Source organism: Ramlibacter sp. Leaf400 (assembly GCF_001424545.1).
Lineage (GTDB): Bacteria > Pseudomonadota > Gammaproteobacteria > Burkholderiales > Burkholderiaceae_C > Ramlibacter.
In genome coordinates, this window is record NZ_LMQL01000011.1 from 356,241 (window position 1) to 379,094 (window position 22,854).

Genomic DNA, 22,854 nt, shown 5'->3' on the forward strand with positions numbered 1-22,854 from the left:
TCAGGCCCGGGCGCCCGCGGGGACGGGCGCTCTCGGGTCGGGCTGCGGTTCGGGGCGGGTGATCCTGGCCTCGAACTCATGCCGGAAGTGCTTGATCATGGCGCGCACCGGCATGGCCGCCGCGTCGCCGAGGGCGCAGATGGTGCGGCCCTGGATGTTGTCGGCCACCGAGTTGAGCAGCTCGATGTCGGCCGGCTTGCCGTGTCCGTTGTGGATGCGGTCGACCACGCGCCACAGCCAGCCCGTGCCTTCGCGGCAGGGCGTGCACTGGCCGCAGGACTCGTGCATGTAGAAGTACGACAGGCGCAGCAGGCTCTCGACCATGTCGCGCGTCTCGTCCATCACGATGACCGCGCCCGAGCCCAGCATGGAGCCGGCCTTGGCGATGGAGTCGTAGTCCATCGTGCAGCCCATCATGATGTCGGCCGGCAGCACGGGGGCCGACGAGCCGCCCGGGATCACCGCCTTGAGCTTCTTGCCGCCGCGCACGCCGCCGCACAGCTCCAGCAGCTTGCTGAAAGGCGTGCCCAGCGGCACTTCGTAGTTGCCCGGCAGCTCCACGTCGCCGGACACCGAGAAGATCTTGGTGCCGCCGTTGTTCGGCTTGCCGCACGCCAGGTAGGCCTGGCCGCCGTTGCGGATGATCCAGGGCACCGCGGCGAAGGTCTCGGTGTTGTTGATCGTGGTGGGCTTGCCGTACACGCCGAAGCTGGCCGGGAAAGGCGGCTTGAAGCGCGGCTGGCCCTTCTTGCCCTCCAGCGATTCGATCAGGGCCGTCTCCTCGCCGCAGATGTAGGCGCCGAAGCCGTGGAAGGCGTGCAGCTGGAAGCTGAAGCCGCTGCCCAGGATCCTGTCGCCCAGGTAGCCGGCCGCCCTCGCCTCTTCCAGCGCTTCCTCGAAGCGCTCGTAGGTCTGGAAGATCTCGCCGTGGATGTAGTTGTAGCCCACGGTGATGCCCATCGCGTAGGCGGCGATGATCATCCCCTCGATGACGATGTGCGGGTTGAACTGCAGGATGTCCCGGTCCTTGCAGGTGCCCGGCTCGCCCTCGTCGGAGTTGCACACCAGGTACTTCTGCCCGGGGAACTGGCGCGGCATGAAGCTCCACTTCAGCCCGGTGGGAAAGCCCGCGCCGCCGCGGCCGCGCAGGGCCGATTCCTTGACGGTGGCGATCACCTGGTCCTGGGTGAGGCCCTCGGACAGGATCTTGCGCAGGGCCTTGTAGCCGTCGCGCGCCTCGTAGTCCTTCAGGCGCCAGTTGGTGCCGTCCAGGCCCGCGTAGATCTGCGGGTCGATGTGGCGGTCGTGGAAGCAGGTCTGCACGCCGGTGGCCTGGAACTGCTGGAGCACCTGTTGGGCGTTCATGCCTTGCCCTCCGACTGGCGCAATCCGTCGACCAGCTGGTCGAGCTTGTCGTTGCTCATGAAGCTGCACATGGTGCGGTCGTTGACCAGCATCACCGGCGAGTCGGCGCAGGCGCCCAGGCACTCGCTCTGCTGCAGGGTGAACAGGCCGTCGGCCGTGGTCTCGCCCATGCGGATGCCCAGCCGCTGCTCCAGGTGGTGCAGCGCCTTGGCGCCGTCGCGCAGCTGGCACGGCAGGTTGGTGCACACGTTCAGCTTGAACTTGCCGACCGGGTGCTGGTTGTACATGTTGTAGAAGGTCGTGACCTCGTGCACGGCGATCGGCGCCATGCCCAGGTAGTCGGCGATCGCCTTCTCGGCTTCCTTGCTGACGAAGCCCTCTTCCTGCTGCACGATGGCCAGGCAGGCCATCACGGCGGACTGCTTCTGCTCCGCGGGGTACTTGGCCACTTCGCGGTCGAAGCGGCTCCTGGTGCTGTCAGTGATGATCAACGGTCGATCTCCCCGAACACGATGTCCATCGTGCCGATGATGGCCACGGCGTCGGCGATCATGTGGCCCCTGCCCATCTCGTCCAGCGCCGCCAGGTGCGGAAAGCCCGGCGGGCGGATCTTCAGGCGGTAGGGCTTGTTGGCGCCGTCGCTCACGATGTAGATGCCGAATTCGCCCTTGGGATGCTCCACCGCGGCGTAGGCCTCGCCCTCGGGCACGCGGAAGCCCTCGGAGAAGAGCTTGAAGTGGTGGATCAGCTCCTCCATGTTGGCCTTCATGCTCTCGCGGTCGGGCGGCGCCACCTTGTGGTTGTCGGTGATCACCGGCAGGCCGGGGTTGGCGCGCAGCCAGGCGACGCACTGCTGGATGATGCGGTTGGACTCGCGCATCTCCTGCACGCGCACCAGGTAGCGGTCGTAGCAGTCGCCGGTGCGGCCCAGCGGGATGTCGAAGTCCATCCGGTCGTAGACCTCGTAGGGCTGCGTCTTGCGCAGGTCCCAGGCGATGCCGGAGCCGCGCAGCATCGGGCCGGTGAAGCCCAGGCTGAGCGCGCGCTCGGGCGTCACCACGCCGATGCCCACGGTGCGCTGCTTCCAGATGCGGTTGTCGGTGAGCAGCGTCTCGTACTCGTCGACGTAGCCGGGGAAGCGCCGGGTGAAGGCCTCGATGAAGTCCAGCAGCGAACCCTGCCGGTCCTCGTTCATGCGCTTGATCTCGCGCTCGTTGCGAACCTTGCTGGCCTTGTACAGCGCCATGCTGTCGGGCAGGTCGCGGTAGACGCCGCCCGGGCGGAAGTAGGCCGCGTGCATGCGCGCGCCGGACACCGCCTCGTACATGTCGAAGATGTCCTCCCGCTCGCGGAAGGTGTAGATCAGCATGTTCATCGCGCCGCAGTCCAGCCCGTGCGCACCCAGCCACAGCAGGTGGTTGAGCAGGCGGGTGAGCTCGGAGAACATGACGCGGATGTACTGCGCGCGGATCGGCACCTCGATGCCCATCAGCTTCTCGATGGCCAGGCAGTAGGCGTGCTCGTTGCACATCATCGAGACGTAGTCCAGCCGGTCCATGTACGGCAGCGACTGGATGTAGGTGCGCGTCTCGGCCAGCTTCTCGGTGGCGCGGTGCAAGAGGCCGATGTGCGGGTCGGCGCGCTGGATCACCTCGCCGTCCAGCTCCAGCACCAGGCGCAGCACGCCGTGCGCCGCCGGGTGCTGCGGGCCGAAGTTGAGCGTGTAGTTCTTGATTTCAGCCATGGTTGTCCAGGCCCCGTCCCGGCTGGATGCCGCCGTAGTTCTCCTCGCGGATGATCCGCGGCGTGATCTCGCGCGGCTCGATGGTCACCGGCTGGTAGATGACGCGCTGGCGCTCCGGGTCGTAGCGCATCTCCACGTGGCCGGAGACCGGGAAGTCCTTGCGGAACGGGTGGCCGATGAAGCCGTAGTCGGTGAGGATGCGGCGCAGGTCCGGGTGGTTCAGGAAGACGATGCCGTAGAGGTCGAAGGCCTCGCGCTCGAACCAGTTGGCCGAGCCCCACAGGCCGTTGAGCGACTCCACCTCGGGCAGCTCGTCGTCGGCGCAGAACACGCGCAGCCGCACGCGCTGGTTGAGGCTGACCGACAGCAGGTGCGACACCACCGCGTAGCGCGGGCCGTCCCAGCCGCCGTTGCGGTAGTCGGAGTAGTCCAGGCCGCACACGTCCAGCAGCTGCTCGAACTGGCAGGCGGGCGAGTCGCGCAGGACCTCGGCGGCCTTGAGGTAGTTGTCGGGCGAGACGGTGACGGTGACCTCGCCCAGGCGAAGGTCCACGCGCCTGGCCAGCGCGCCCAGGGTGTCGGTGATCGTCTTGTGCAGGTCCGCGGGATCGACCGCGTAACGGTGGGGGGCGGTCATGCGGTCAGGCCCGGGCGATGGTCTGGGTGCGGCGGATCTTCTGCTGCAGCTGGATGATCCCGTAGAGCAGCGCCTCGGCCGTGGGCGGGCAGCCCGGCACGTACACGTCGACCGGCACGATGCGGTCGCAGCCGCGCACCACCGAGTAGCTGTAGTGGTAGTAGCCGCCGCCGTTGGCGCAGGTGCCCATGGAGAGCACCCAGCGCGGCTCGGGCATCTGGTCGTAGACCTTGCGCAGCGCCGGCGCCATCTTGTTGCACAGCGTGCCGGCCACGATCATCAGGTCGGACTGGCGCGGGCTGGGGCGGAACAGCATGCCGAAGCGGTCGATGTCGTAGCGGGCCGCGCCCGCATGCATCATCTCCACCGCGCAGCAGGCCAGCCCGAACGTCATGGGCCAGAGCGAGCCGGTCTTGGCCCAGTTGATGACGCTGTCCACGGTCGTCGTGACGACGCCCTTGTCGAGGATGCCTTCGTTAGCCATTGCTTTGTGAGTCCTTGGGGCCGCGGCCGGGATCATTCCCAGTCGAGCGCGCCCTTCTTCCACTCGTAGATGAACCCGACCACGAGGATCGCGAGGAAGACCATCATGGCCCCAAAGCCCACGGGCCCGATCTCCTTGAGCGCCACCGCCCACGGGAAGAGGAACGCGATCTCGAGGTCGAACAGGATGAACAGGATGGCCACGAGGTAGTAGCGCACGTCGAACTTCATGCGCGCGTCCTCGAAGGCCTCGAAGCCGCACTCGTAGGGGGAGTTCTTGGCGGCGTCCGGCTTGTTGAAGCCCGCCGCGCCGGCGAAGACGTAGCCCAGCACCTGCGGCAGCACCCCTACACCGATGCCCACCAGGATGAAGAGAAGGACCGGGAGGTACTGATCGAGTTGCATCTGAGGCTCTGGTCGGCGCTTCAAGCCGCGGGGGCTTCGACGCACCGGCCGCGCCGGTATCGAATGCTCCGCGACTCTTCTTATGTTGGTGCCGTCGGCGAGACTCGAACTCGCACAGCTTTCGCCACTACCCCCTCAAGATAGCGTGTCTACCAATTTCACCACGACGGCCGTGTGTTGCTCGCCCGGACAGCCTTGAGGAATCTGTCTTGTTGTCGGCTTTCCGGGCAGCCTTGGAGTTTACTCCGAATCGGATGCGCTTTCCGGTGCTAGCGCATCGGTACGTGGTCCTACTTGGTCGGGATCTGCGCCGCGCCGGAAGCCGGCGTGGCGGGCGCCGCCGGCACGGTGGTGCCCGGGATCGCCGCGGGCACCGAAGTGCTCGGGATCTGCGCGGCGGGGCCCGACGCGGCCGGCTGCGGCGCGGTGGCCGGCGCGGCGGCACGGTCGAGCACGCTGCCCGATTCCGCCGGGCGGTAGTTGCCGAAGTAGGCCAGCGCCAGCGTGCAGACGAAGAACACGCTGGCCAGCACGGCCGTGGTGCGCGACAGGAAGTTGGCGCTGCCGGACGCGCCGAACAGGCTGCCCGAGCTGCCGCTGCCGAAGGCCGCGCCCATGTCGGCGCCCTTGCCGTGCTGGATGAGGATGAGGCCGATCATGCCCAGGGCCGTCAGGATCTGCACGGCCAGGACGAGGGTGAGGATCACGTTCATTGTCTTTGTCGCTCCGGGGAACTGGGGCGGGGGCGCTTCTTAGCGCGCCGCCGCGATGATCTGCAGGAAGTCGGGGGCCTTCAGCGCGGCGCCGCCGATGAGCCCGCCGTCGATGTCCGGCTGGGCCAGCAGGCTGGCCGCATTGGCCGCGTTCATGCTGCCGCCGTAGAGGATGGCCACGCGGTCGGCGTGCTCGGTGGCGGCGTGGAGCTGGGCGCGCAGCACGGCGTGCACCTGCTGCGCCTGCTCGGGCGTGGCGGTGCGGCCGGTGCCGATGGCCCAGACGGGTTCGTAGGCGACCACGATCTCGCTGATGCAGTGGCCGTTGGTGTGGACCACGGCGGCCAGCTGGCGCTTGACCACCTGTTCGGTGCGGCCGGCCTCGCGTTCGGCCAGCGTCTCGCCCACGCACACGATGGGCGTGATGCCGTGGGCCAGCGCCGCCTTGGCCTTGTCGGCCACCAGCTCGTCGGATTCGCCGTGGTACTGGCGCCGCTCGGAGTGGCCCACGATGGCGTAGCGCACGCCGAACTCCTTGAGCATGGCCGCCGACCATTCGCCGGTGTAGGCGCCCTGCTCGTGGTGCGAGACGTCCTGCGCGCCCAGGTCCAGCGCGCTGCCGTGGCGCAGCATCTGCACCTGCGCCAGGTAGGGCGCGGGCACGCAGACGGCCACGTGGCAGGTGGCGTCCTTCATCCCGGCGATGACGGCGCGCACCAGCGCGTCGTTGGCCGCGATGCTGCCGTTCATCTTCCAGTTGCCGGCGATCAGCTTTCTCTTCATTTCGCGTTCTTCTCCGTCATCCCCGCGACGGCGGGGATCCAGAGCTTCCCTCCCGCTCGCCAAGTCGGACGCACTGGATTCCCGCCTGCGCGGGAATGACGATGCGGGGGGCGCTCCACTCTTCGTTCACCAGGTCAGCACGATCTTGCCGATGTGCTGGTTCGATTCCATCAATTCGTGCGCCTGCGCCGCGTCGGCGGCCGCGAAGGTCTTGTGGACCACGGGCCGCACCGCCCTGGAGGCCAGCAGCGGCCACACCTTCTCGCGCAGCGAGGCGGCGATGGCCGCCTTGAAGGCCACCGGCCGCGGCCGCAGCGTCGAACCGGTGATCACCAGCCGGCGCCGCAGCACCAGGCCGGCGTTGAAGCCGGACTTCACGCCGCCCTGCACCGCGATGATCACCAGCCGGCCGTCCTCGGCCAGGCACTCGACCTCGCGCGCCACGTAGTCGCCGGCCACCATGTCCAGCACCACGTCCACGCCCTTGCCGCCGGTGAGCTTCTTCGCCTCTTCGGCGAAGTCGTGGGTGCGGTAGTTGATGGCGTGGTCGGCGCCCAGCTGCAGGCAGGCCGCGCACTTGTCGTCGCTGCCCGCGGTGGCGATCACGCGCGCACCGAAGGCCTTGCCCAGCTGGATGGCGGTGACGCCGATCCCGCTGGTGCCGCCCTGCACGAGCAGCGTCTCGCCCGGCTGCAGGCGGCCGCGGTCGAACACGTTGCTCCAGACGGTGAAGAAGGTCTCGGGCAGCGAAGCCGCCTCGACGGCCGACAGCCCCTGCGGCACCGGCAGGCACTGTCCGACCGGCGCGACGCACAGCTGCGCATAACCGCCGCCCGCGACCAGCGCGCACACCGACTGACCGACCTGCAGCCCGGCCTGGGCCATGGCCTGCGCATCGCCGGCGACGATCTCGCCCGCGATCTCCAGGCCCGGAAGGTCCGGCGCACCCGGCGGCGGCGGGTAGTTGCCCGAACGCTGCAGCACGTCGGGCCGGTTGACGCCGCTGGCGGCGACGCGCACCAGCACCTCGCCCGGCCCCGCGACGGGGTCGGGCCGCTCGCCCAGGCGAAGCACCTCGGGCGCACCAAAACGGGTGATCTCGACCGCTTTCATGGCTTGAGCGTCAGGCCCGCCGCAGGGCGGGCCGGCGCCTCACTCCTGCGGGTCCAGCGTGGCCTGGGGCTGGGGATCGCGCGGCGGACGGTCGCCGCCGCCTTCGGGGCGGTCGCCGCGATCGCCACGATCGCCACGGTGGTCACCGCGCGGCGGGCGGTCGCCACGGTCGCGGCGCTCGCGCGGCGCCTGGTCTTCCATGCCGGCCGGCCGGTCGAGCAGCGCCTTCATGGACAGCTTGACGCGGCCCTTGTCGTCGGTCTCCAGCACCTTGACGCGCACCACCTGGCCTTCGCTCAGGTAGTCGGTGACCTTCTCCACGCGCTCGTGGGCGATCTGGCTGATGTGCAGCAGGCCGTCCTTGCCGGGCAGCAGGTTGACCAGCGCGCCGAAGTCCAGCAGCTTGGTGATCGGGCCTTCGTAGACCTTGCCGATCTCCACTTCCGCGGTGATCTGCTCGATGCGCTTCTTGGCCTCCTCGGCCTTGGCGGCGTCGGTGGCGGCGATGGTGATGGTGCCGTCTTCCTCGATGTTGATCTGGCAGCCGGTCTCGTCGGTCAGCGCACGGATCACCGAGCCGCCCTTGCCGATCACGTCGCGGATCTTCTCGGGGTTGATCTTCATCGTGTACAGCTTCGGGGCGAAGCTGCTGATCTCGGTCTTGGCCTCGCCCATCGCTTCCTGCATCTTGCCCAGGATGTGCATGCGCGCTTCCTTGGCCTGGGCCAGGGCGACCTGCATGATCTCCTTGGTGATGCCCTGGATCTTGATGTCCATCTGCAGGGCGGTGATGCCGTTGGTCGTGCCGGCCACCTTGAAGTCCATGTCGCCGAGGTGGTCCTCGTCGCCCAGGATGTCGGTCAGCACCGCGAAGCGGTTGCCTTCCTTGATCAGGCCCATGGCGATGCCCGCCACGTGCGCCTTCATCGGCACGCCGGCGTCCATCATGGCCAGGCAGCCGCCGCACACGGAGGCCATCGACGAGGAGCCGTTGGACTCGGTGATCTCCGACACCACGCGGATGGTGTAGGGGAAGTCCTCCTTGCTGGGCAGGCAGGCGATGAGCGCGCGCTTGGCCAGGCGGCCGTGGCCGATCTCGCGGCGCTTGGTGCTGCCCATGCGGCCGACTTCACCGGTGGCGAAGGGAGGCATGTTGTAGTGGAACAGGAAGCGGTCCTCGAACTCGCCGGCCAGCGCGTCGATGCGCTGGGCGTCGCGCTCGGTGCCCAGGGTGGTGATCACCAGGGCCTGCGTCTCGCCGCGCGTGAACAGCGCCGAGCCGTGGGTGCGCGGCAGCACGCCGTTGCGGATCTCGATCGGGCGCACGGTGCGGGTGTCGCGGCCGTCGATGCGCGGCTCGCCGGCCAGGATCTGGCTGCGGACGATGCGGGCCTCGACGTTGAACAGCAGCTCGTCGACCTTCACGGCGTCGAAGTCGATGCCCTGCTCCTTCAGCCCGGCGTGCACGGCGGCGTTGGCCTCGCGCAGGGCCTGGGTGCGGGCCTGCTTGCTGCGGATCTGGTAGGCGGCGCGCAGCTTCTCCTCGGCGATCTGCTCGACGCGGCTGATGAAGCCCTCGTCGCGGGCCGGCGGCTGCCAGTCCCACACCGGCTTGCCGCCTTCGCGCACCAGCTCGTGGATGGCGTTGATGGCGATGCGGCTCTGCTCGTGGCCGAACACCACGGCGCCCAGCATCACTTCCTCGGGCAGCTGCTGCGCCTCGGACTCCACCATCAGCACGGCGGCTTCGGTGCCGGCCACCACCAGGTCCAGCTGCGATTCCTTGCGCTGGGTCTGGCCCGGGTTCAGCACGTATTCACCGTTGACGTAGCCCACGCGCGCGGCGCCCACCGGGCCCGCGAACGGGATGCCGGAGATCGACAGCGCGGCGCTGACCGCGATCAGGGCGGCGATGTCGGCGTCCACCTCGGGGTTGAGCGACAGCGTGTGGATGACCACGTGCACTTCGTTGAAGAAGCCTTCGGGGAACAGCGGGCGGATCGGGCGGTCGATCAGGCGGCTGGTCAGGGTCTCCAGTTCGCTGGGCTTGGCTTCGCGCTTGAAGAAGCTGCCGGGGATCTTGCCGGCGGCGTAGGTCTTCTCGATGTAGTCGACCGTCAGCGGGAAGAAGTCCTGGCCCGGCTTGGCGGTCTTGGACGCGACCACGGTCGCCAGGACCACGGTGTCGTCGATGTTGACCACCACGGCGCCGCCGGACTGGCGGGCGATCTCGCCGGTTTCCATGGTGACCGTGTGCTGGCCCCACTGGAAGGTCTTGGTGACTTTGTTGAAGATGCTCATTGCGTTGTCTCTCAGGTAGGTGGAGCCCGCCGCGAACGCGATGCCATTCCTGAGGGACTAGGGGCTGGGGCCTAGGGGCTAGGGGAATACCGATCCGGTTGACCCCTAGTCCCTAGCCCCTAGTCCCTAGCCCCTGAGGAATGACACAGCGCGCATTCGTGTCGCAGCTCCGATGTGCAAAGCGCCTGAGCCAGCGTCAGCCAACCCAGGCGCTCTTGCGGATTCGTCGAGGCCCGCTTACTTGCGCAGGCCCAGCTTGCCGATCAGCGCCGTGTAGCGCTCGGCATCGTTGTCCTTCAGGTACGCCAGCAGGCTCTTGCGGCGGTTCACCATGCGCAGCAGTCCGCGGCGGCCGTGGTGGTCCTTGGCGTGGGTCTTGAAGTGGGGCGTCAGCTCGTTGATCCGGGCGGTCAGCAGGGCGACCTGGACTTCGGGGCTGCCGGTGTCGTTGGTGCCGCGCGAGTGCGCAGCGACGATCTCGGCCTTGTTGATGGCGGACATCTTGGTTTCCTTGAAACAGGGGGTTTGACTTGCGTTGGGGCTGGAAGGGCTCCAACGTGCTGATCCGCACCGGCAAGGTGCAGAACCCGAGGATTATAGCGGAAGGGGTCGGGTGTCTTGGTCCCTCCCCGGGCTGAGCAGCGGACGGTGCTTGTTCGAGCCGTGCGCCCGCGCGGCAGGCGGTGCCTGGCCCGGGCTCATGGTGGGCCGGTTGCTCGCTGCACTCGCAACTCGCAGGGCATTCCGCGGCCCGGCCTGCGCGGCAGAACTCACTGCGCGCTGCTGCGCAGCGCTCCGTTCAGACAGCTGCCGCGAGTCAGAGGTTGACATCAAGCTCGCCTGACGGCTCGCAACGGCCGGGCCGCGGAAAGCCCGGCTCGGCCCACAAATCGCCCGGGCCAGGCACCGCCTGTCGCGTGGGAACGGTGTGCGGGTGCGGGGGCGGGCAGGAAGCCCTCGCCGCTCCGCCGCCGCCACTCGAATTTTTTCTTGCCACCGTCATTCCCGCGGAGGCGGGAATCCAGGGCTTCCGCCTTCAACCCGCATCCGGAGGCGCGCTGCGCTGGATTCCCGCCTTCGCGGGAATGACGGACAAGGGGAGCGGGAATGACGGACAGGGGAGCGGGGATGACGATCGCCCTGCCAACGAACCGCCTCCGCCTCCAGCGGCAGGGGGTCCCCGGCGGGGGGCGATTTCTGTGCCGAGCGTCGCGCAGTGGTGCGGGCCCTGCGAGCCCGCGGCAAGCGGGCGCAGCTCGCAGCTCGACATGAACCTCCATCTCGCGGCAACTGTCTGAACGGAGCGGTGCGAAGCAGCGCGCAGTGAGTTTTGCCGCGCGGGCCCGCACCACGGAAGGCGACGCGCGCAGCACTGCGAGCGCCAGCGAAGCAGGCGGAGAGGCACAGCATGAGCCCCCCGCCGGGGACCCCCTGCCGCAGGCCACGAACGCCAATGCGCCGTGCCCACCTGCAGACCGACGCCCGGTCAGCGCCCCTTCAACCACCCCTCCAACCTCTCCACCCCCCGCCCCAACCGCCCCACGTCCTTCGACGCAAAGCACCATCGCAACCACCCCTGCGCCTCCGGCGCAAACGCATTCCCCGGCGCGATCCCCAGCCCCGCCTCCGCCACCAGCCGCTTGGCCAGCTCCAGCGAATCGCCGAACCCGTCGAGCTTGAAGAAGGCGTACATCCCACCGGACGGGCGGGCCAGCTTCACCCGCGGCAGCGCCTGCAGCCGCGGCACCAGCGTGTCGCGGCACTGCTTGAGGTGCGCCACCACCCGCGGCGTGACCTCGTCCGTGCGCTGCACCGCCGCCAGCGCCGCCCGCTGCGTGAACACGCTGGCGCAGGAGGTGTTGAACTCGATGAGCTTGCCCATCGGGTGCGTCATGGCGGCCGGCATCACCAGCCAGCCCAGGCGCCAGCCGGTCATCAGGAAGCTCTTGGAAAAGCTGTGCGCCACCACCAGCCGGTCGTCCGGCGTGGCGACATCCAGGAAGCTGGGCGCGCAGCCGGTGGGCGTGGGCTCGTAGTACAGCCGCTCGTACACCTCGTCGGCCAGGATCCAGGTGCCCGTGCGGCGGCAGTGGTCCAGGATGGCCTGCTGCTCTTCGCGCGACAGCGTCCAGCCGGTCGGGTTGTTCGGCGCATTGACGATCAACAGCTTGGTCCCGGGCCGCACCGCGTCCAGCAGCTCGGCCAGGTCCAGCTTCCAGGCGCCCGCCTCGGGCTTGAGCGACACCCGGCGCAGCTTGCCGCCCAGGATCAGCGGCTGGGCCGTGAGGTTGGGCCAGACCGGCGTGACGGCGACCACGTCGTCGCCGTCGTCCACCAGCATCTGCACGGCCAGCATCAGCGCGTTGACGCCGCCCGACGTGATGGCGATGCGCTCGGCACCCACCTTGCCGTGCAGGCGCGAGGTGTACGCCGCCACCGCCTCGCGCAGCTCGGGCAGGCCGAGGTTGTGCGCGTAGAAGGTCTCGCCCTGGCGGATCGACTCGATCGCGGCCTCGCGGATGAAGTCCGGCGTGACCTCGTCGCTCTCGCCGAACCAGAAGGCCAGCACGTCGCAGCGGCCCATGCCGGCATTGGCGACCTCGCGGATCTTGGATTCCTCGAGGTTCAGGATGGCTTGTCGCATGGCCGGTCCTTCAGGAAAAGCGCTGCATCTTGCAGGAGGTGGGCAGCTCGGCCTTCTCGGGCGCGATCACGCGCACCACGCGGAAGCCGTAGCCCGAGCCCTCGACGTCGAACTTCACGCCCGGCGCGCCCTGCCTGTCCATCACGCCCACCACCAGCGTCTGCTGGAACTGGTGGTCGGCCGCGCGCATGCGGCCGGACTGGCCCGACAGGCTGACGCTGGCGCGCTCCAGCGCGTTCGCCACCGGCACCGCGGCCACGCTGGCCGCGCGCTCGATCGACTGCGCCAGCGCCTCCACCAGCAATTGCATGCGCATGTGCACGTAGTCGTCCTGCGGCCGCGGGAAGCGTTGCCGGAACGACTGGTAGAAGGCCTCGCTGGGGGCCGTCGGCACGTTGGGCAGCCAGTCGGCGACCGCCACCACTCGGCCCAGGCCCGCCTCGCCGATGGCCGCGGGCGCGCCCAGTGCGTTGCCGTAGAAGGTGTAGAACTTGCCCTCGAAGCCGACTTCGCGCGCGGCCTTGACCATCAGCGTGAGGTCGTTGCCCCAGTTGCCCGTGATCACCGCGTCGGCGCCGCTGGCCTTGATCTTGCCGGCGTACGGCAGGAAGTCCTTCACCCGGCCCAGCGGATGCAGCTCGTCGCCCACGATCTGCACGTCGGGCCGCTGCGCGCCCAGCTGCCGGCGCGCCTCGCGCAGCACCGACTGGCCGAAGCTGTAGTCCTGGCCGATGAGGTAGGCGTTGCGCACCGACTTGTCGGGGCCCAGCACTTCCATCAGCGCCGCCATCCGCATGTCGGCGTGGGCGTCGAAGCGGAAGTGCCAGAAGCTGCAGCGCTCGTTGGTCAGCGCCGGATCGACCGCCGAGTAGTTGAGGTACAGCACGCGCTTGTCGGGCTCGCGCTCGTTGTGCTTGTTGATGGCGTCCAGCAGCGCCGCGGCCACCGCGGACGAGTTGCCCTGCAGGATGAACCGCGCGCCGTCGTCGATGGCCGAGCGCAGCATCGAGATCGCCTCCTCGGCCTGGCCCTTGCTGTCGTAGCGCTCCAGCATCAGCGGCCGCGCGCCGCCCGGCAGCTTGACGCCGCCGCGCTGGTTGACCCGCTCCACCGCCCACAGCAGGTTGCGGAACACCGCCTCGCCGGTGTTGGCGAACGCCCCGGACAGCGCCTCGATCAGGGCCAGCTTGACCGGAGCCCCGGTCGCCTGCGCCTGCGCGAGGGCGGGAACAAATAGCGTTGCGGCCAGGGATTTCAAGACCCGCCTGCGTTCGTTTTTCAACCCCGATCTCCTCTTGAAAAAACTGCGCCGCGTGCACACGTTGGATGCAAGCGGCGCATGGAAGCCGCGCAGTTTAAAAGGAGTTCCACCATGTTCTTCGCACCCGTCGTCCGCACCCGCGCCACCGTGCCGGCCCACCGCTCGTTCGACCGCAGCTTCGAGCGCTTCGTCAACGACGCCTTCTTCGGCGCCGGCGCCCGCAAGGGCTTCCAGCTGGACCAGGACGACAAGGCCTGGACCGTCACGCTGGACCTGCCCGGCATCGCCCGTGAAGACCTGTCGATCAACATCGAAGGCGCCATCGTGCGCATCGAGACCAAGGCCGAAGCCCGGCGCCAGTACAAGGCCGCCTACGAGCTGCCGCAGGAGATCGACGTCGACGCCACCACCGCCAAGCTCGAGAACGGCGTGCTGACGCTCACGCTGGCCAAGAAGCAGCCGGTGAGCAACGCGCGGCAGATCGAGGTCAAGTAAACCTCCCGTCTCGCGGAGGCGGGAATCCCACTCCGTCATTCCCGCGGAGGCGGGAATCCCACTCCGTCATTCCCGCGGAGGCGGGAATCCAGTGCGTCCGCTTTCGCGGACTGCCGGAAGCACTGGGTCCCCGCCTTCGCGGGGATGACGAGTCAGCGGCGAGCGCTCAGCTCGTGCAGAGGCCAGCGCGGTTTGACGTCGAAGGCGTAGGACCGGCTGGCCTTTTCCACGTCCGCCCCCAACCGCATCGCCGCCGCCATCGCGATCATCGCGCCGTTGTCCGTGCACAGCTCCAGCTCCGGGTAGTGCACCCGCACCCCCCGTTTCGCGCACGCCTGGTCCAGCTGCTCGCGCAGCAGCCGGTTGGCGCCCACGCCGCCTGCCACCACCAGGCGCTTGAGCCCTGACGCCTTCAAGGCGGCCAGCGACTTCTTCAGCAGCACCTCCACGATCGCCGCTTCGGTCGAAGCGGCCAGGTCCGCCTTGCGGGCCCCCAGTCCGTCGCCCAGCTTGCGCGCCTGCGTGAGCACCGCCGTCTTCAACCCCGCGAACGAGAAGTCCAGGTCGCCGCTGTGCAGCAGCGGCCGCGGCAGCGCGAAGGCCTTGGGGTCGCCCTGCTGCGCGAGCCGCGACAGCGCCGGCCCGCCCGGGTAGCCCAGGCCCATCAGCTTGGCGCTCTTGTCGAAGGCCTCGCCGGCGGCGTCGTCGATGGTCTCGCCCAGGAGCTCGTAGTCGCCGACCCCCTCCACCCGCATCAGCTGCGTGTGGCCGCCCGAGACCAGCAGCGCCACGAACGGGAATTCCGGCGGATCCGCGCTCAGGAAGGGCGACAGCAGGTGGCCTTCCAGGTGGTGCACGCCCAGCACCGGCTTGCCCAACGCCGCCCCCAGCGCGCACGCGACGCCCGCACCCACCAGCAGCGCGCCGGCCAGGCCGGGGCCGCGCGTGTAGGCCACGGTTTCGATGTCCTGCAGCGTGCGGCCGGCCTGCTGCAGCACTTCGTGCGTGAGCGGCAGCACGCGCCGGATGTGGTCGCGGCTGGCCAGCTCCGGCACCACGCCGCCGTAGGCCTCGTGCATGCGCACCTGGCTGTGCAGGGCGTGGCCCAGCAGTCGCGGCACGCCCGGCCCGCCGGCGTCGACCAGTGCGACACCGGTCTCGTCGCACGAAGATTCGATCCCCAGCACCAGCATCGCTCGAGTGTACCGAGCGCGTGCGCGCGGCTCGGCACGGGAGTTGCAGGGCTTGCCGCGATGAAGACCGAATTCACCTTCCTCCTGGCCGCGCGGCAGTGCGAGATCGCCGAGCTGGAGCAGCTGGCGCAGACCTGCGAGCTGGTGGGGGTGATCGCGCGCTTCATCCACGCCCTGCAGCGGGAGCGCGGCATGTCCAACATCTACCTCAGCTCGCACGGCACGCAGTTCGCCGATCAGCGCGAGCGGCAGATCCAGGAGTGCGACGCGGCCGAGGCCGAGGTGCGCCGGCACCTGGACCGGCTGGACACGGAATCGTGCACCGCCCGCAACGGTGCGCGCCTGTTCAGCCACGTGGCGGTCGTCCTGCACGCCCTCGAAGGCCTGCCCGAGCTGCGCACCCGCATCTCGCTCCAGGCGCTGGGCGCCGCGGAGGCCACCGCCGCCATCGTCAAGCTGGTCTCCGGCCTGTTGGGCGTGGTGTTCGAGGCGGCCGACATGGCCAGCGACCCCAAGGTCTCGCGCGCGCTGGTGGCGATGTTCCATTTCATGCAGGGCAAGGAGTTCGCCGGCCAGGAGCGCGCGCTGGGCGGGCGCGTGTTCGCCGCCGGCGGCATCGACGCCGGCGGGCTGCAGCTGTGGCGCCACCTGGTCGACTCGCAGCAGGGATGCCTGCAGGTCTACGCCGAGTGCGCCGAGCCCGAGGTGCTGCACGCCGACCTCGCCGCGCGCGACCCGGTCGTGCTCTCGGAGATCGAACGCCTGCGCCGCCTGGGCGGGGCCCTGCGCGGCGGGCTGGACACCGCCCTCAGCCGCGACTGGTACTACTGGTGCACCCGGCGCATCGACGAGATGAAGGCGGTGGAGGACCTGCTGGCCGCCCACCTGCGCGAGCTGTGCGGCCAGCGCATCGTGCAGGCCCGCGCCGGGCTGAGCGACCAGCGCGCCGCCCTCGACGCGCTGTGGGAGCGCACCGCCTCGCAGGGCGCCGCCACCCCCGCGCCCTACGGCCCGCACCTGGAGCGGTCGCTGTTCACCATGGTGCAGGAGCAGTCGCGCCGGCTGCAGGCCATGGGCGACGAACTCGATTCGGTGCGCACCTCGCTCAACGAACGCAAGCTGGTCGAGCGCGCCAAGGGCCTGCTCATGGCCCACCGCCAGCTGACCGAGGAGGAGGCCTACAAGGCGCTGCGCCAGCTGGCGATGAACCAGGGCCGGCGCCTGGTGGACGTGGCCAGCAACGTGCTCTCGCTGGCCGAGGTGCTGCCGCAGGTGCGCTGAGGCGCGCACTCGGCTGCGCACGAATACGGTGCGCTGGCGCCCGGGAACTGCCACTCAAAAGCCGTCATTCCCGCGAAGGCGGGAATCCAGGGCTTCCGCCTCCCTCGCAAACCAAGGCGGAAGCACTGGGTCCCCGCCTCCGCGGGGATGACAGCCAAGAGTTGGCACGGATGCTGCTAACTCCTCCCCCGAGACGGGCGCCAACGGCGGCGCACGACAGCACAAGCGAACCTGGACAACGGCGTCCATCTCCTGCGTGCCCGGTCGGGCGTGCGGGAGGTGGACGCCGATTTTTTTTACCGCCCCCTGGAGGAACAGCATGGACAGCCCCAAGACGAACACCCCTTCCCGCCGCACCGTGATCAAGGGCGCCGCCGCCCTCGGCGCCGCCGGAGTCGCCGGAGGCTTCTGGCCGCGCCACGTGCTCGCGCAGGGCACGGCCCTGGAGACCAAGGCCGCCAAGATCGGCTTCATCGCGCTGACCGACGCCGCGCCGCTCTTCGTCGCCGACGAGAAGGGCTTCTTCAAGAAGCACGGCATGACCGAGGTGGAGGTGCTCAAGCAGTCCTCCTGGGGCGCGACGCGCGACAACCTGGTGCTCGGCTCCAGGAGCAACGGCATCGACGGCGCCCACATCCTGACGCCCATGCCCTACCTGATCTCCACCGGCGCGGTGACGGCGAACAACGTGCCGGTGCCGATCAACATCCTGGCCCGCCTCAACCTGGGCGGGCAATGCATCTCGGTGGCCAACGAGTACAAGGACCTGAAGGTCGGGCTGGACAACAAGGAATTCGGCAAGGCGCTGCTGGCCAAGCGACTGAAGACGGGCAAGGCCGTGAACGCCGCCATGACCTTCCCCGGCGGCACGCACGACATGTGGATGCGCTACTGGATGGCCGCAGGCGCCGTGGACCCCAACCGCGACATCAACACCATCGTGGTGCCGCCGCCCCAGATGGTGGCCAACATGAAGGTGGGCAGCATGGACACCTTCTGCGTGTGCGAGCCCTGGAACCGCCAGCTGATCAACCAGAAGATCGGCTACACGGCGCTGACCACCAGCGAGCTCTGGATGAACCATCCGGAGAAGGCGTTCGCGATGCGCGCCGACTACGTGCAGGCCAACCCCAACGCCACCAAGGCGCTGCTCAAGGCGGTGATGGAGGCCCAGATGTGGTGCGAGGACCCGAAGAACCGCGCCGAGGTGGCCGAGATCTGCGCGCGCCGCCGCTGGATCAACGCGCCGGTGGAGGACGTCATCGACCGCGTCAAGGGCGACTTCGACTACGGCACCGGCCGCGTGGAGGCCAACAGCAGGTTCCAGATGCGCTTCTGGAAGGACCACGCGAGCTACCCGTTCCAGAGCCACGACCTGTGGTTCCTCACCGAGAACATCCGCTGGGGCTACCTGCCGCCCAACATCGACACCAAGGCGCTGATCGCCAAGGTGAACCGCGAGGACCTGTGGAAGGCCGCGGCCACCGAGCTGGGCGTGGACAAGAAGGACATCCCCACCTCCACCTCGCGCGGCATCGAGAAGTTCTTCGACGGCAAGGTGTTCGATCCGGCCAACCCCAAGAAGTACCTGGACAGCCTGTCCATCAAGTACCTCAAGACCGCCGCCTGACCGAGCCCCCGTCCCGCATCCAAGGAAACCCCATGACCCCCTCCGACACCGTCGAAGCGATCCGGCTGGCCCCGCCGGCCGAGCCGGGCGCGCTGCGCAACGGGCTGGCCGCCGCCGCGCGCGGCTTCGTCACGCACGTGCTGCCGCCGCTGCTCATCATCGGCGTGCTGCTGCTGATCTGGCAGGCCCTGGGCAGCCGCCCCGGCGCCGCCCTGCCCGCGCCCACCAAGGTGGTGCAGGACACCTGGGAGCTGATCGCCCACCCGTTCTACGACAACGGCGGCAACGACGTGGGCATCGCCTGGCAGCTGCTGGCCAGCCTCAAGCGCGTGGCCTACGGCTACTCGCTCGCGGTGCTGGTGGGGGTGAGCCTGGGCGTGCTGGTCGGCCAGTCGACCTGGGCGCTGCGCGGCCTGGACCCGCTGTTCCAGGTGCTGCGCACCGTGCCGCCGCTGGCCTGGCTGCCGATCTCGCTGGCGGGCTTTCGCGACGGGCATCCGTCGGCCATCTTCGTGATCTTCATCACCTCGATCTGGCCGATCATCATCAACACGTCGATCGGCATCCGGAACATCCCCGAGGACTACCGCAACGTCGCGAAGGTGATCCGCCTCAACGGCATCGAGTACTTCGCCAAGATCATGCTGCCGGCCGCCGCGCCCTTCATCTTCTCGGGGCTGCGCATCGGCGTGGGCCTGTCCTGGCTGGCCATCATCGCGGCCGAGATGCTGATCGGCGGCGTGGGCATCGGCTTCTTCATCTGGGACGCGTGGAACTCCTCGCGCATCAGCGACATCATCCTGGCGCTCGTCTACGTCGGCCTGGTCGGCTACGCCCTGGACCGCATCGTCGCCTTCATCGGCCGCAAGGTCACCCGCGGCACCGCCGCCAGCTGAACCCACGAGGACGAGCGATGAGCACTCCCTACCTTTGCATCTCCCGGGTCGACATGACCTTCCAGGGCGCCAACGGCGCCAACCCGGTGCTCAAGGGCATCGACCTCGATGTCCAGCGCGGCGAGTTCATCTCGCTGATCGGCCACTCCGGCTGCGGCAAGAGCACGGTGCTCAACATCGTGGCCGGCCTGCTCAAGGCCACGTCGGGCGGCGTGCTGGTGGACAACCGCGAGGTGAACGCGCCGGGCCCGGACCGCGCCGTGGTGTTCCAGAACCACTCGCTGCTGCCCTGGCTCACGGTCTACCAGAACGTGGAGCTTGCGGTGGAGAAGATCTTCCGCGGCACGCGCCCGGCGGCCGAGCGGCGCGACTGGGTGCTGCACAACCTGGCGATGGTGAACATGTCGCACGCGCTGGACCGCCTGCCCTCGGAGATCTCCGGCGGCATGAAGCAGCGCGTGGGCATCGCCCGCGCCCTGGCGATGGAGCCCAAGGTGCTGCTGCTGGACGAGCCCTTCGGCGCGCTGGACGCCCTCACCCGCGCCCACCTGCAGGACGAGGTGATCCGCATCCAGTCGGAGCTGGGCAACACGGTGATGATGATCACGCACGACGTCGACGAGGCCGTGCTGATGTCCGACCGCGTGGTGATGATGACCAACGGGCCGGCCGCCACCATCGGCCAGATCATGGACGTGCCGCTGGCGCGCCCGCGCAACCGCATCCAGCTGGCCGAGGACCGGGTCTACAACCACTGCCGCCAGGAGATCCTGAGCTTCCTCTACGAGAAGCAGCGCAAGGTGGAACCCATCCACCCCTCGCGTCCCGCGAAGGCGATGGCGCGCCAGAAGGTCGCCCTGCGCGCCTGACGTGAGCCGGGGCGGCGCCGCCCGCCCCCCACCGCGAAGCACCCACCCCGGAGGATCCTTGGCCGCCGTCCTGTCCCTAGCCCCTGCCCCCGCCGCCGGCGCGCCCGCGCGCGCCGCGGCCTCCCCGCGCGCCCGCCGCGCCGGTTTCGCCTCCGGCAAGTACCGCGAGATCGTCATCGCGGTGGCCTTCTTCCTGCTGTTCGATCTCGGCGTGCTGGTGCTGAACTTCTACACGTCGTTCAAGATCGACCAGGACACCGTGGCCATCAACCTGGCCGGCCGCCAGCGCTACGTGTCGCAGCGGATCGCCCGCACCCTGCTGGAGCTGGACGCGGCCCGGGCCGCCGGCCGCCCCTTCCAGCCCGAGACGCTGGCGGAGCTGCGCGCGGGCACCAGGATCTTCGACCTGTCGCACGGGGCCTTCAAGACCGGCGCGACCATTCCGGGCGGCGACGGCAAGCCGGTCTTCCTGGAGGCCGTGACCTCGCCGCGCGGACGCGAGCTCGAGGCGCGGATCGACACGCTGTGGAAGCCCTACTTCGAGCGCCTGCAGCCGCTGCTGCGCGAGGGCTTCACGCCCGAGGACCTGGCCGCCGCGCTGGCCTACAGCCAGGCCAACAACATCCGCCTGCTGGACATCGCCAACGAGTTCGTCACCGAGACGCAGTCGATCGGCGCCTCGCGGGCCAGCACGCTGCGCATGGTGCAGACCGGCGGCATCCTGCTCGCGCTGCTGAACTTCGCCTTCATCCTGTTCAAGTTCCTGCGCCGGCTGCGCGCCTCCGACGCCGCGATCGAGGCCGCCGGCGAGGAGAACCGCGAGATCCTGGAGGCGGTGCGCGAGGGCCTGTTCCTGATCACGCCCGACCACCGCCTGGGCTCGCAGCTGTCGGCCTCGGCCCACACGCTGTTCGGCCGCCGCGTCGCCGCCGGCGAGGACTTCTTCACCGTCCTGCAGCCGCTGGTGACCGAGAAGGCCCTGACCGACGCGCGCGACTACGTCGCCCTGTTGTTCGCGCCGCACGTCAAGGAGGCGCTGGTGCAGGACATCAACCCGCTGTCCGAGGTGGAGCTGCTCGGCCGCAACCGCCTGGGCAATCCGGAGCGGCGCTGGCTGTCGTTCCACTTCAACCGGGTCCAGGACGGCTCCGGCGTGCGCCACCTGCTGGTGACGGTGCAGGACATCACGGCCCGCATCGAGCTGCAGCGCCAGCTGGCCGGCGAGCGCCTGAAGTCGCAGAAGGAATTCGGCATGCTGCTCAAGGCCATCGACGCCGACCCGGCGCTGCTGCGCCAGTTCGTCGAGCGCGCCGAGGCCAGCCTGCTGGAGGTCAACGACCTGCTGCGCAGCACCTCCACCGCCCAGGGCGAGGCCGCGGTGCTCAAGCGCCTGGAGGACGCGGCGCGCCGCATCCACGCGATCAAGGGCGATGCGGGCACGCTGGGCCTGGACACCGTCGCGTCGCAGGCGCACCAGTTCGAGACCGAGCTGGCCCGGGTGCGCGAGGCCGGCGGCGGCGACGTGGGTGCCGCCCTGCTGGCCCTGCCCCTGCCGCTGGAGGACCTGCTGAACAAGGTGTCCGCCCTCAAGGGCCTGACCGGCGTGCAGCGGTCGGCCGCCGTGCCGGCGACCGAGGCCGGCAACGCCGCGCTGGCCCAGCTGGCGCACGAGGTGGCCGGCGACTGCGGCAAGAAGGTGGCGACGGTGGTGCAGCTGTCCGCCCTCGGCGACCTGGACGAAGGCCCGGCCGGGCTGCTGCGCGAGATCGCCGTGCAGCTGCTGCGCAATGCCGTGGTGCACGGCGTCGAGTCGCCCCTGCGCCGCCGCGCCGCCGGCAAGCCCGAGGCCGGCGCGGTCGAGGCCCGGCTCACCCGCGGCGAGACCGAGTGGACGCTCTCCGTGCGCGACGACGGCGCCGGCCTGTCGGCCACCCGCGTGCGCCAGCGGCTGCTGGACTTGGGCTGGTACACGCCCGCGCAGCTGGACGCCTTCGATGAGCGGCAGGTGGTCTCGCACATCTTCCGGCCCGGCTTCTCCACGGCCGACGGCCTGTCGATGCACGCCGGCCGCGGCGTCGGCCTGGACCTGGTGCAGGCCAACATCCGCAAGCTCGGCGCCCGCCTGGTGCTGCAGTCCACGCCGGGCCAGGGCACCGAGTTCAAGGTGCGGTTCGCCGCCTGACGCGGGGAGACCACCGCATGCGCCTGCTCATCGTCGACGACTCCAACATGATCCGCTCGCGCATCTCGCGGGTGGTGCAGGACGGCGGCATCGGCTCGCTGTCCCTGGTGGGCCTGGCCCGCAACGGCGCCGAGGCCGTGCGCATCGCGCGCTCCACCCGCCCCGACGTGGTCACCATGGACCTGACCATGCCCGAGATGGACGGCATCGAGTGCATCGGCCACCTGCTGGCGATGATGCCCACGCTCAACATCCTGGTGGTCAGCGCCCTGTCCGACAAGAGCACCGCCATCGCGGCGCTCAGGAAGGGCGCGCGCGGCTTCGTCGCCAAGCCGTTCTCGGACGACGAGCTGAAGATGGCCCTGCTCGAAGTGATGGAGGTCCGGTGATGGGACATCAGCCGCTGCATGAGACCGAGCTCAAGCTGTTCGTCGACTCGGTGCGCCACTACTTCAAGGCCACCACCCAGCAGGAGCCGCAGATCACCTCGGCCTACCTGGCCACCGGCGACGTCCAGGGGCACGACTACAACGGCATCGTCAGCTTCTCCGGCAGCTACGACGGCCACGTCATGGTGTCGATGCCGGCGCCGCTGCTGCGCGAGCTGCTCCTGCTGCAGAAGGAGACCGACCTGTCGCCGGGCAACCTGCTGGACGCGGTGGGCGAGATCGCCAACACCCTGGCCGGCAACGCGCGCAGCAGCCTGGGCGCCGGGCTGAACATCGGCGTGCCGGTGAAGCTGCACGGCAGCGCCGGCATCCAGGCCCGCGTGCGCAAGCACCCCTGCGTGATCACGCTGCGCTGGAACCACCAGCCGGCGCTGGTCTGCATCGACATGGAGCGGCGCTCCTAGCCCACC

22 protein-coding genes and 1 tRNA gene are annotated in these 22,854 nt (G+C 69.4%); 8 read left to right on the forward strand and 15 right to left on the reverse strand.

The window, feature by feature from the left end; all coding sequences use genetic code 11:
• The 14 genes from nuoF to ASG30_RS15365 form a co-directional block, all read right to left on the reverse strand.
• Entirely contained in the window at positions 1 to 1,365 is a 1,365-nt protein-coding gene (nuoF, locus tag ASG30_RS15300) for an NADH-quinone oxidoreductase subunit NuoF (protein ID WP_055898420.1), read from the reverse strand.
• Complete coding sequence (gene nuoE / locus ASG30_RS15305; RefSeq protein ID WP_055898750.1) at positions 1,362 to 1,853, reverse strand: NADH-quinone oxidoreductase subunit NuoE; 492 nt, start codon at positions 1,851 to 1,853, stop codon at positions 1,362 to 1,364. Before nuoE ends, nuoF begins: the two co-directional genes overlap by 4 nt.
• On the reverse strand, positions 1,853 to 3,109 hold the full coding sequence (locus ASG30_RS15310; RefSeq protein WP_055898424.1) for an NADH-quinone oxidoreductase subunit D: 1,257 nt from the start codon (positions 3,107 to 3,109) through the stop codon (positions 1,853 to 1,855). Before ASG30_RS15310 ends, nuoE begins: the two co-directional genes overlap by 1 nt.
• Entirely contained in the window at positions 3,102 to 3,746 is a 645-nt protein-coding gene (locus ASG30_RS15315) for an NADH-quinone oxidoreductase subunit C (RefSeq protein WP_055898432.1), read from the reverse strand. Before ASG30_RS15315 ends, ASG30_RS15310 begins: the two co-directional genes overlap by 8 nt.
• Before the next feature lie 4 nt (positions 3,747 to 3,750).
• Complete coding sequence (locus ASG30_RS15320; protein ID WP_027102937.1) at positions 3,751 to 4,230, reverse strand: NuoB/complex I 20 kDa subunit family protein; 480 nt, start codon at positions 4,228 to 4,230, stop codon at positions 3,751 to 3,753.
• Between the two features lie 32 nt (positions 4,231 to 4,262).
• Complete coding sequence (locus ASG30_RS15325) at positions 4,263 to 4,634, reverse strand: NADH-quinone oxidoreductase subunit A (protein WP_055898435.1); 372 nt, start codon at positions 4,632 to 4,634, stop codon at positions 4,263 to 4,265.
• Positions 4,635 to 4,720: 86 nt separating this feature from the next.
• Positions 4,721 to 4,805, reverse strand: a tRNA-Leu gene (locus tag ASG30_RS15330).
• A gap of 119 nt (positions 4,806 to 4,924) precedes the next feature.
• Positions 4,925 to 5,347 (reverse strand): preprotein translocase subunit SecG, encoded by a 423-nt coding sequence (gene secG, locus ASG30_RS15335; RefSeq protein WP_055898438.1) that lies wholly within the window; start codon positions 5,345 to 5,347, stop codon positions 4,925 to 4,927.
• Positions 5,348 to 5,386: 39 nt separating this feature from the next.
• Positions 5,387 to 6,130 (reverse strand): triose-phosphate isomerase, encoded by a 744-nt coding sequence (tpiA, locus tag ASG30_RS15340; protein WP_055898441.1) that lies wholly within the window; start codon positions 6,128 to 6,130, stop codon positions 5,387 to 5,389.
• A gap of 126 nt (positions 6,131 to 6,256) precedes the next feature.
• Positions 6,257 to 7,243, reverse strand: coding sequence for an NAD(P)H-quinone oxidoreductase (locus tag ASG30_RS15345; RefSeq protein ID WP_055898444.1), 987 nt, complete (start codon positions 7,241 to 7,243; stop codon positions 6,257 to 6,259).
• Positions 7,244 to 7,282: 39 nt separating this feature from the next.
• A complete protein-coding gene (pnp, locus tag ASG30_RS15350; protein WP_055898447.1) occupies positions 7,283 to 9,544 on the reverse strand; it encodes a polyribonucleotide nucleotidyltransferase in 2,262 nt (753 codons plus the stop codon).
• Between the two features lie 237 nt (positions 9,545 to 9,781).
• Positions 9,782 to 10,045, reverse strand: coding sequence for a 30S ribosomal protein S15 (rpsO, locus tag ASG30_RS15355; protein WP_055898450.1), 264 nt, complete (start codon positions 10,043 to 10,045; stop codon positions 9,782 to 9,784).
• Positions 10,046 to 11,030: 985 nt separating this feature from the next.
• Positions 11,031 to 12,188, reverse strand: a complete 1,158-nt coding sequence (locus ASG30_RS15360) for a pyridoxal phosphate-dependent aminotransferase (protein WP_055898453.1) — start codon at positions 12,186 to 12,188, stop codon at positions 11,031 to 11,033.
• 10 nt (positions 12,189 to 12,198) lie between these two features.
• Positions 12,199 to 13,446, reverse strand: a complete 1,248-nt coding sequence (locus ASG30_RS15365; protein ID WP_055898456.1) for a branched-chain amino acid ABC transporter substrate-binding protein — start codon at positions 13,444 to 13,446, stop codon at positions 12,199 to 12,201.
• A 114-nt stretch (positions 13,447 to 13,560) separates the two neighbouring features.
• Here ASG30_RS15365 and ASG30_RS15370 point away from each other — a divergent pair, with 114 nt between their 5' ends.
• Positions 13,561 to 13,944: an Hsp20/alpha crystallin family protein gene (locus ASG30_RS15370; RefSeq protein WP_055898459.1), complete on the forward strand. Its 384-nt coding sequence runs from the start codon at positions 13,561 to 13,563 to the stop codon at positions 13,942 to 13,944.
• A gap of 152 nt (positions 13,945 to 14,096) precedes the next feature.
• Here ASG30_RS15370 and tsaD read toward each other — a convergent pair whose 3' ends face one another.
• Positions 14,097 to 15,137, reverse strand: coding sequence for a tRNA (adenosine(37)-N6)-threonylcarbamoyltransferase complex transferase subunit TsaD (gene tsaD, locus ASG30_RS15375; protein ID WP_055898462.1), 1,041 nt, complete (start codon positions 15,135 to 15,137; stop codon positions 14,097 to 14,099).
• 60 nt (positions 15,138 to 15,197) lie between these two features.
• On the opposite strand from tsaD, the gene ASG30_RS15380 reads away from it, so the two are divergent.
• The 7 genes from ASG30_RS15380 to ASG30_RS15410 all read left to right on the forward strand — a co-directional run bounded on the left by ASG30_RS15380 (position 15,198) and on the right by ASG30_RS15410 (position 22,848).
• A complete protein-coding gene (locus ASG30_RS15380; protein WP_055898465.1) occupies positions 15,198 to 16,418 on the forward strand; it encodes a nitrate regulatory protein in 1,221 nt (406 codons plus the stop codon).
• A 319-nt stretch (positions 16,419 to 16,737) separates the two neighbouring features.
• Entirely contained in the window at positions 16,738 to 18,048 is a 1,311-nt protein-coding gene (locus ASG30_RS15385) for a CmpA/NrtA family ABC transporter substrate-binding protein (RefSeq protein WP_055898468.1), read from the forward strand.
• Between the two features lie 32 nt (positions 18,049 to 18,080).
• On the forward strand, positions 18,081 to 18,944 hold the full coding sequence (ntrB, locus tag ASG30_RS15390; RefSeq protein WP_082522127.1) for a nitrate ABC transporter permease: 864 nt from the start codon (positions 18,081 to 18,083) through the stop codon (positions 18,942 to 18,944).
• A gap of 17 nt (positions 18,945 to 18,961) precedes the next feature.
• A complete protein-coding gene (locus tag ASG30_RS15395) occupies positions 18,962 to 19,813 on the forward strand; it encodes an ABC transporter ATP-binding protein (protein ID WP_082522128.1) in 852 nt (283 codons plus the stop codon).
• Positions 19,814 to 19,871: 58 nt separating this feature from the next.
• Entirely contained in the window at positions 19,872 to 21,995 is a 2,124-nt protein-coding gene (locus ASG30_RS15400; protein WP_055898476.1) for an ATP-binding protein, read from the forward strand.
• Between the two features lie 17 nt (positions 21,996 to 22,012).
• Complete coding sequence (locus tag ASG30_RS15405) at positions 22,013 to 22,384, forward strand: response regulator (RefSeq protein ID WP_055898479.1); 372 nt, start codon at positions 22,013 to 22,015, stop codon at positions 22,382 to 22,384.
• Entirely contained in the window at positions 22,384 to 22,848 is a 465-nt protein-coding gene (locus ASG30_RS15410; protein WP_055898482.1) for a chemotaxis protein CheX, read from the forward strand. Before ASG30_RS15405 ends, ASG30_RS15410 begins: the two co-directional genes overlap by 1 nt.
• The last annotated feature ends 6 nt before the right edge of the window (positions 22,849 to 22,854 follow it).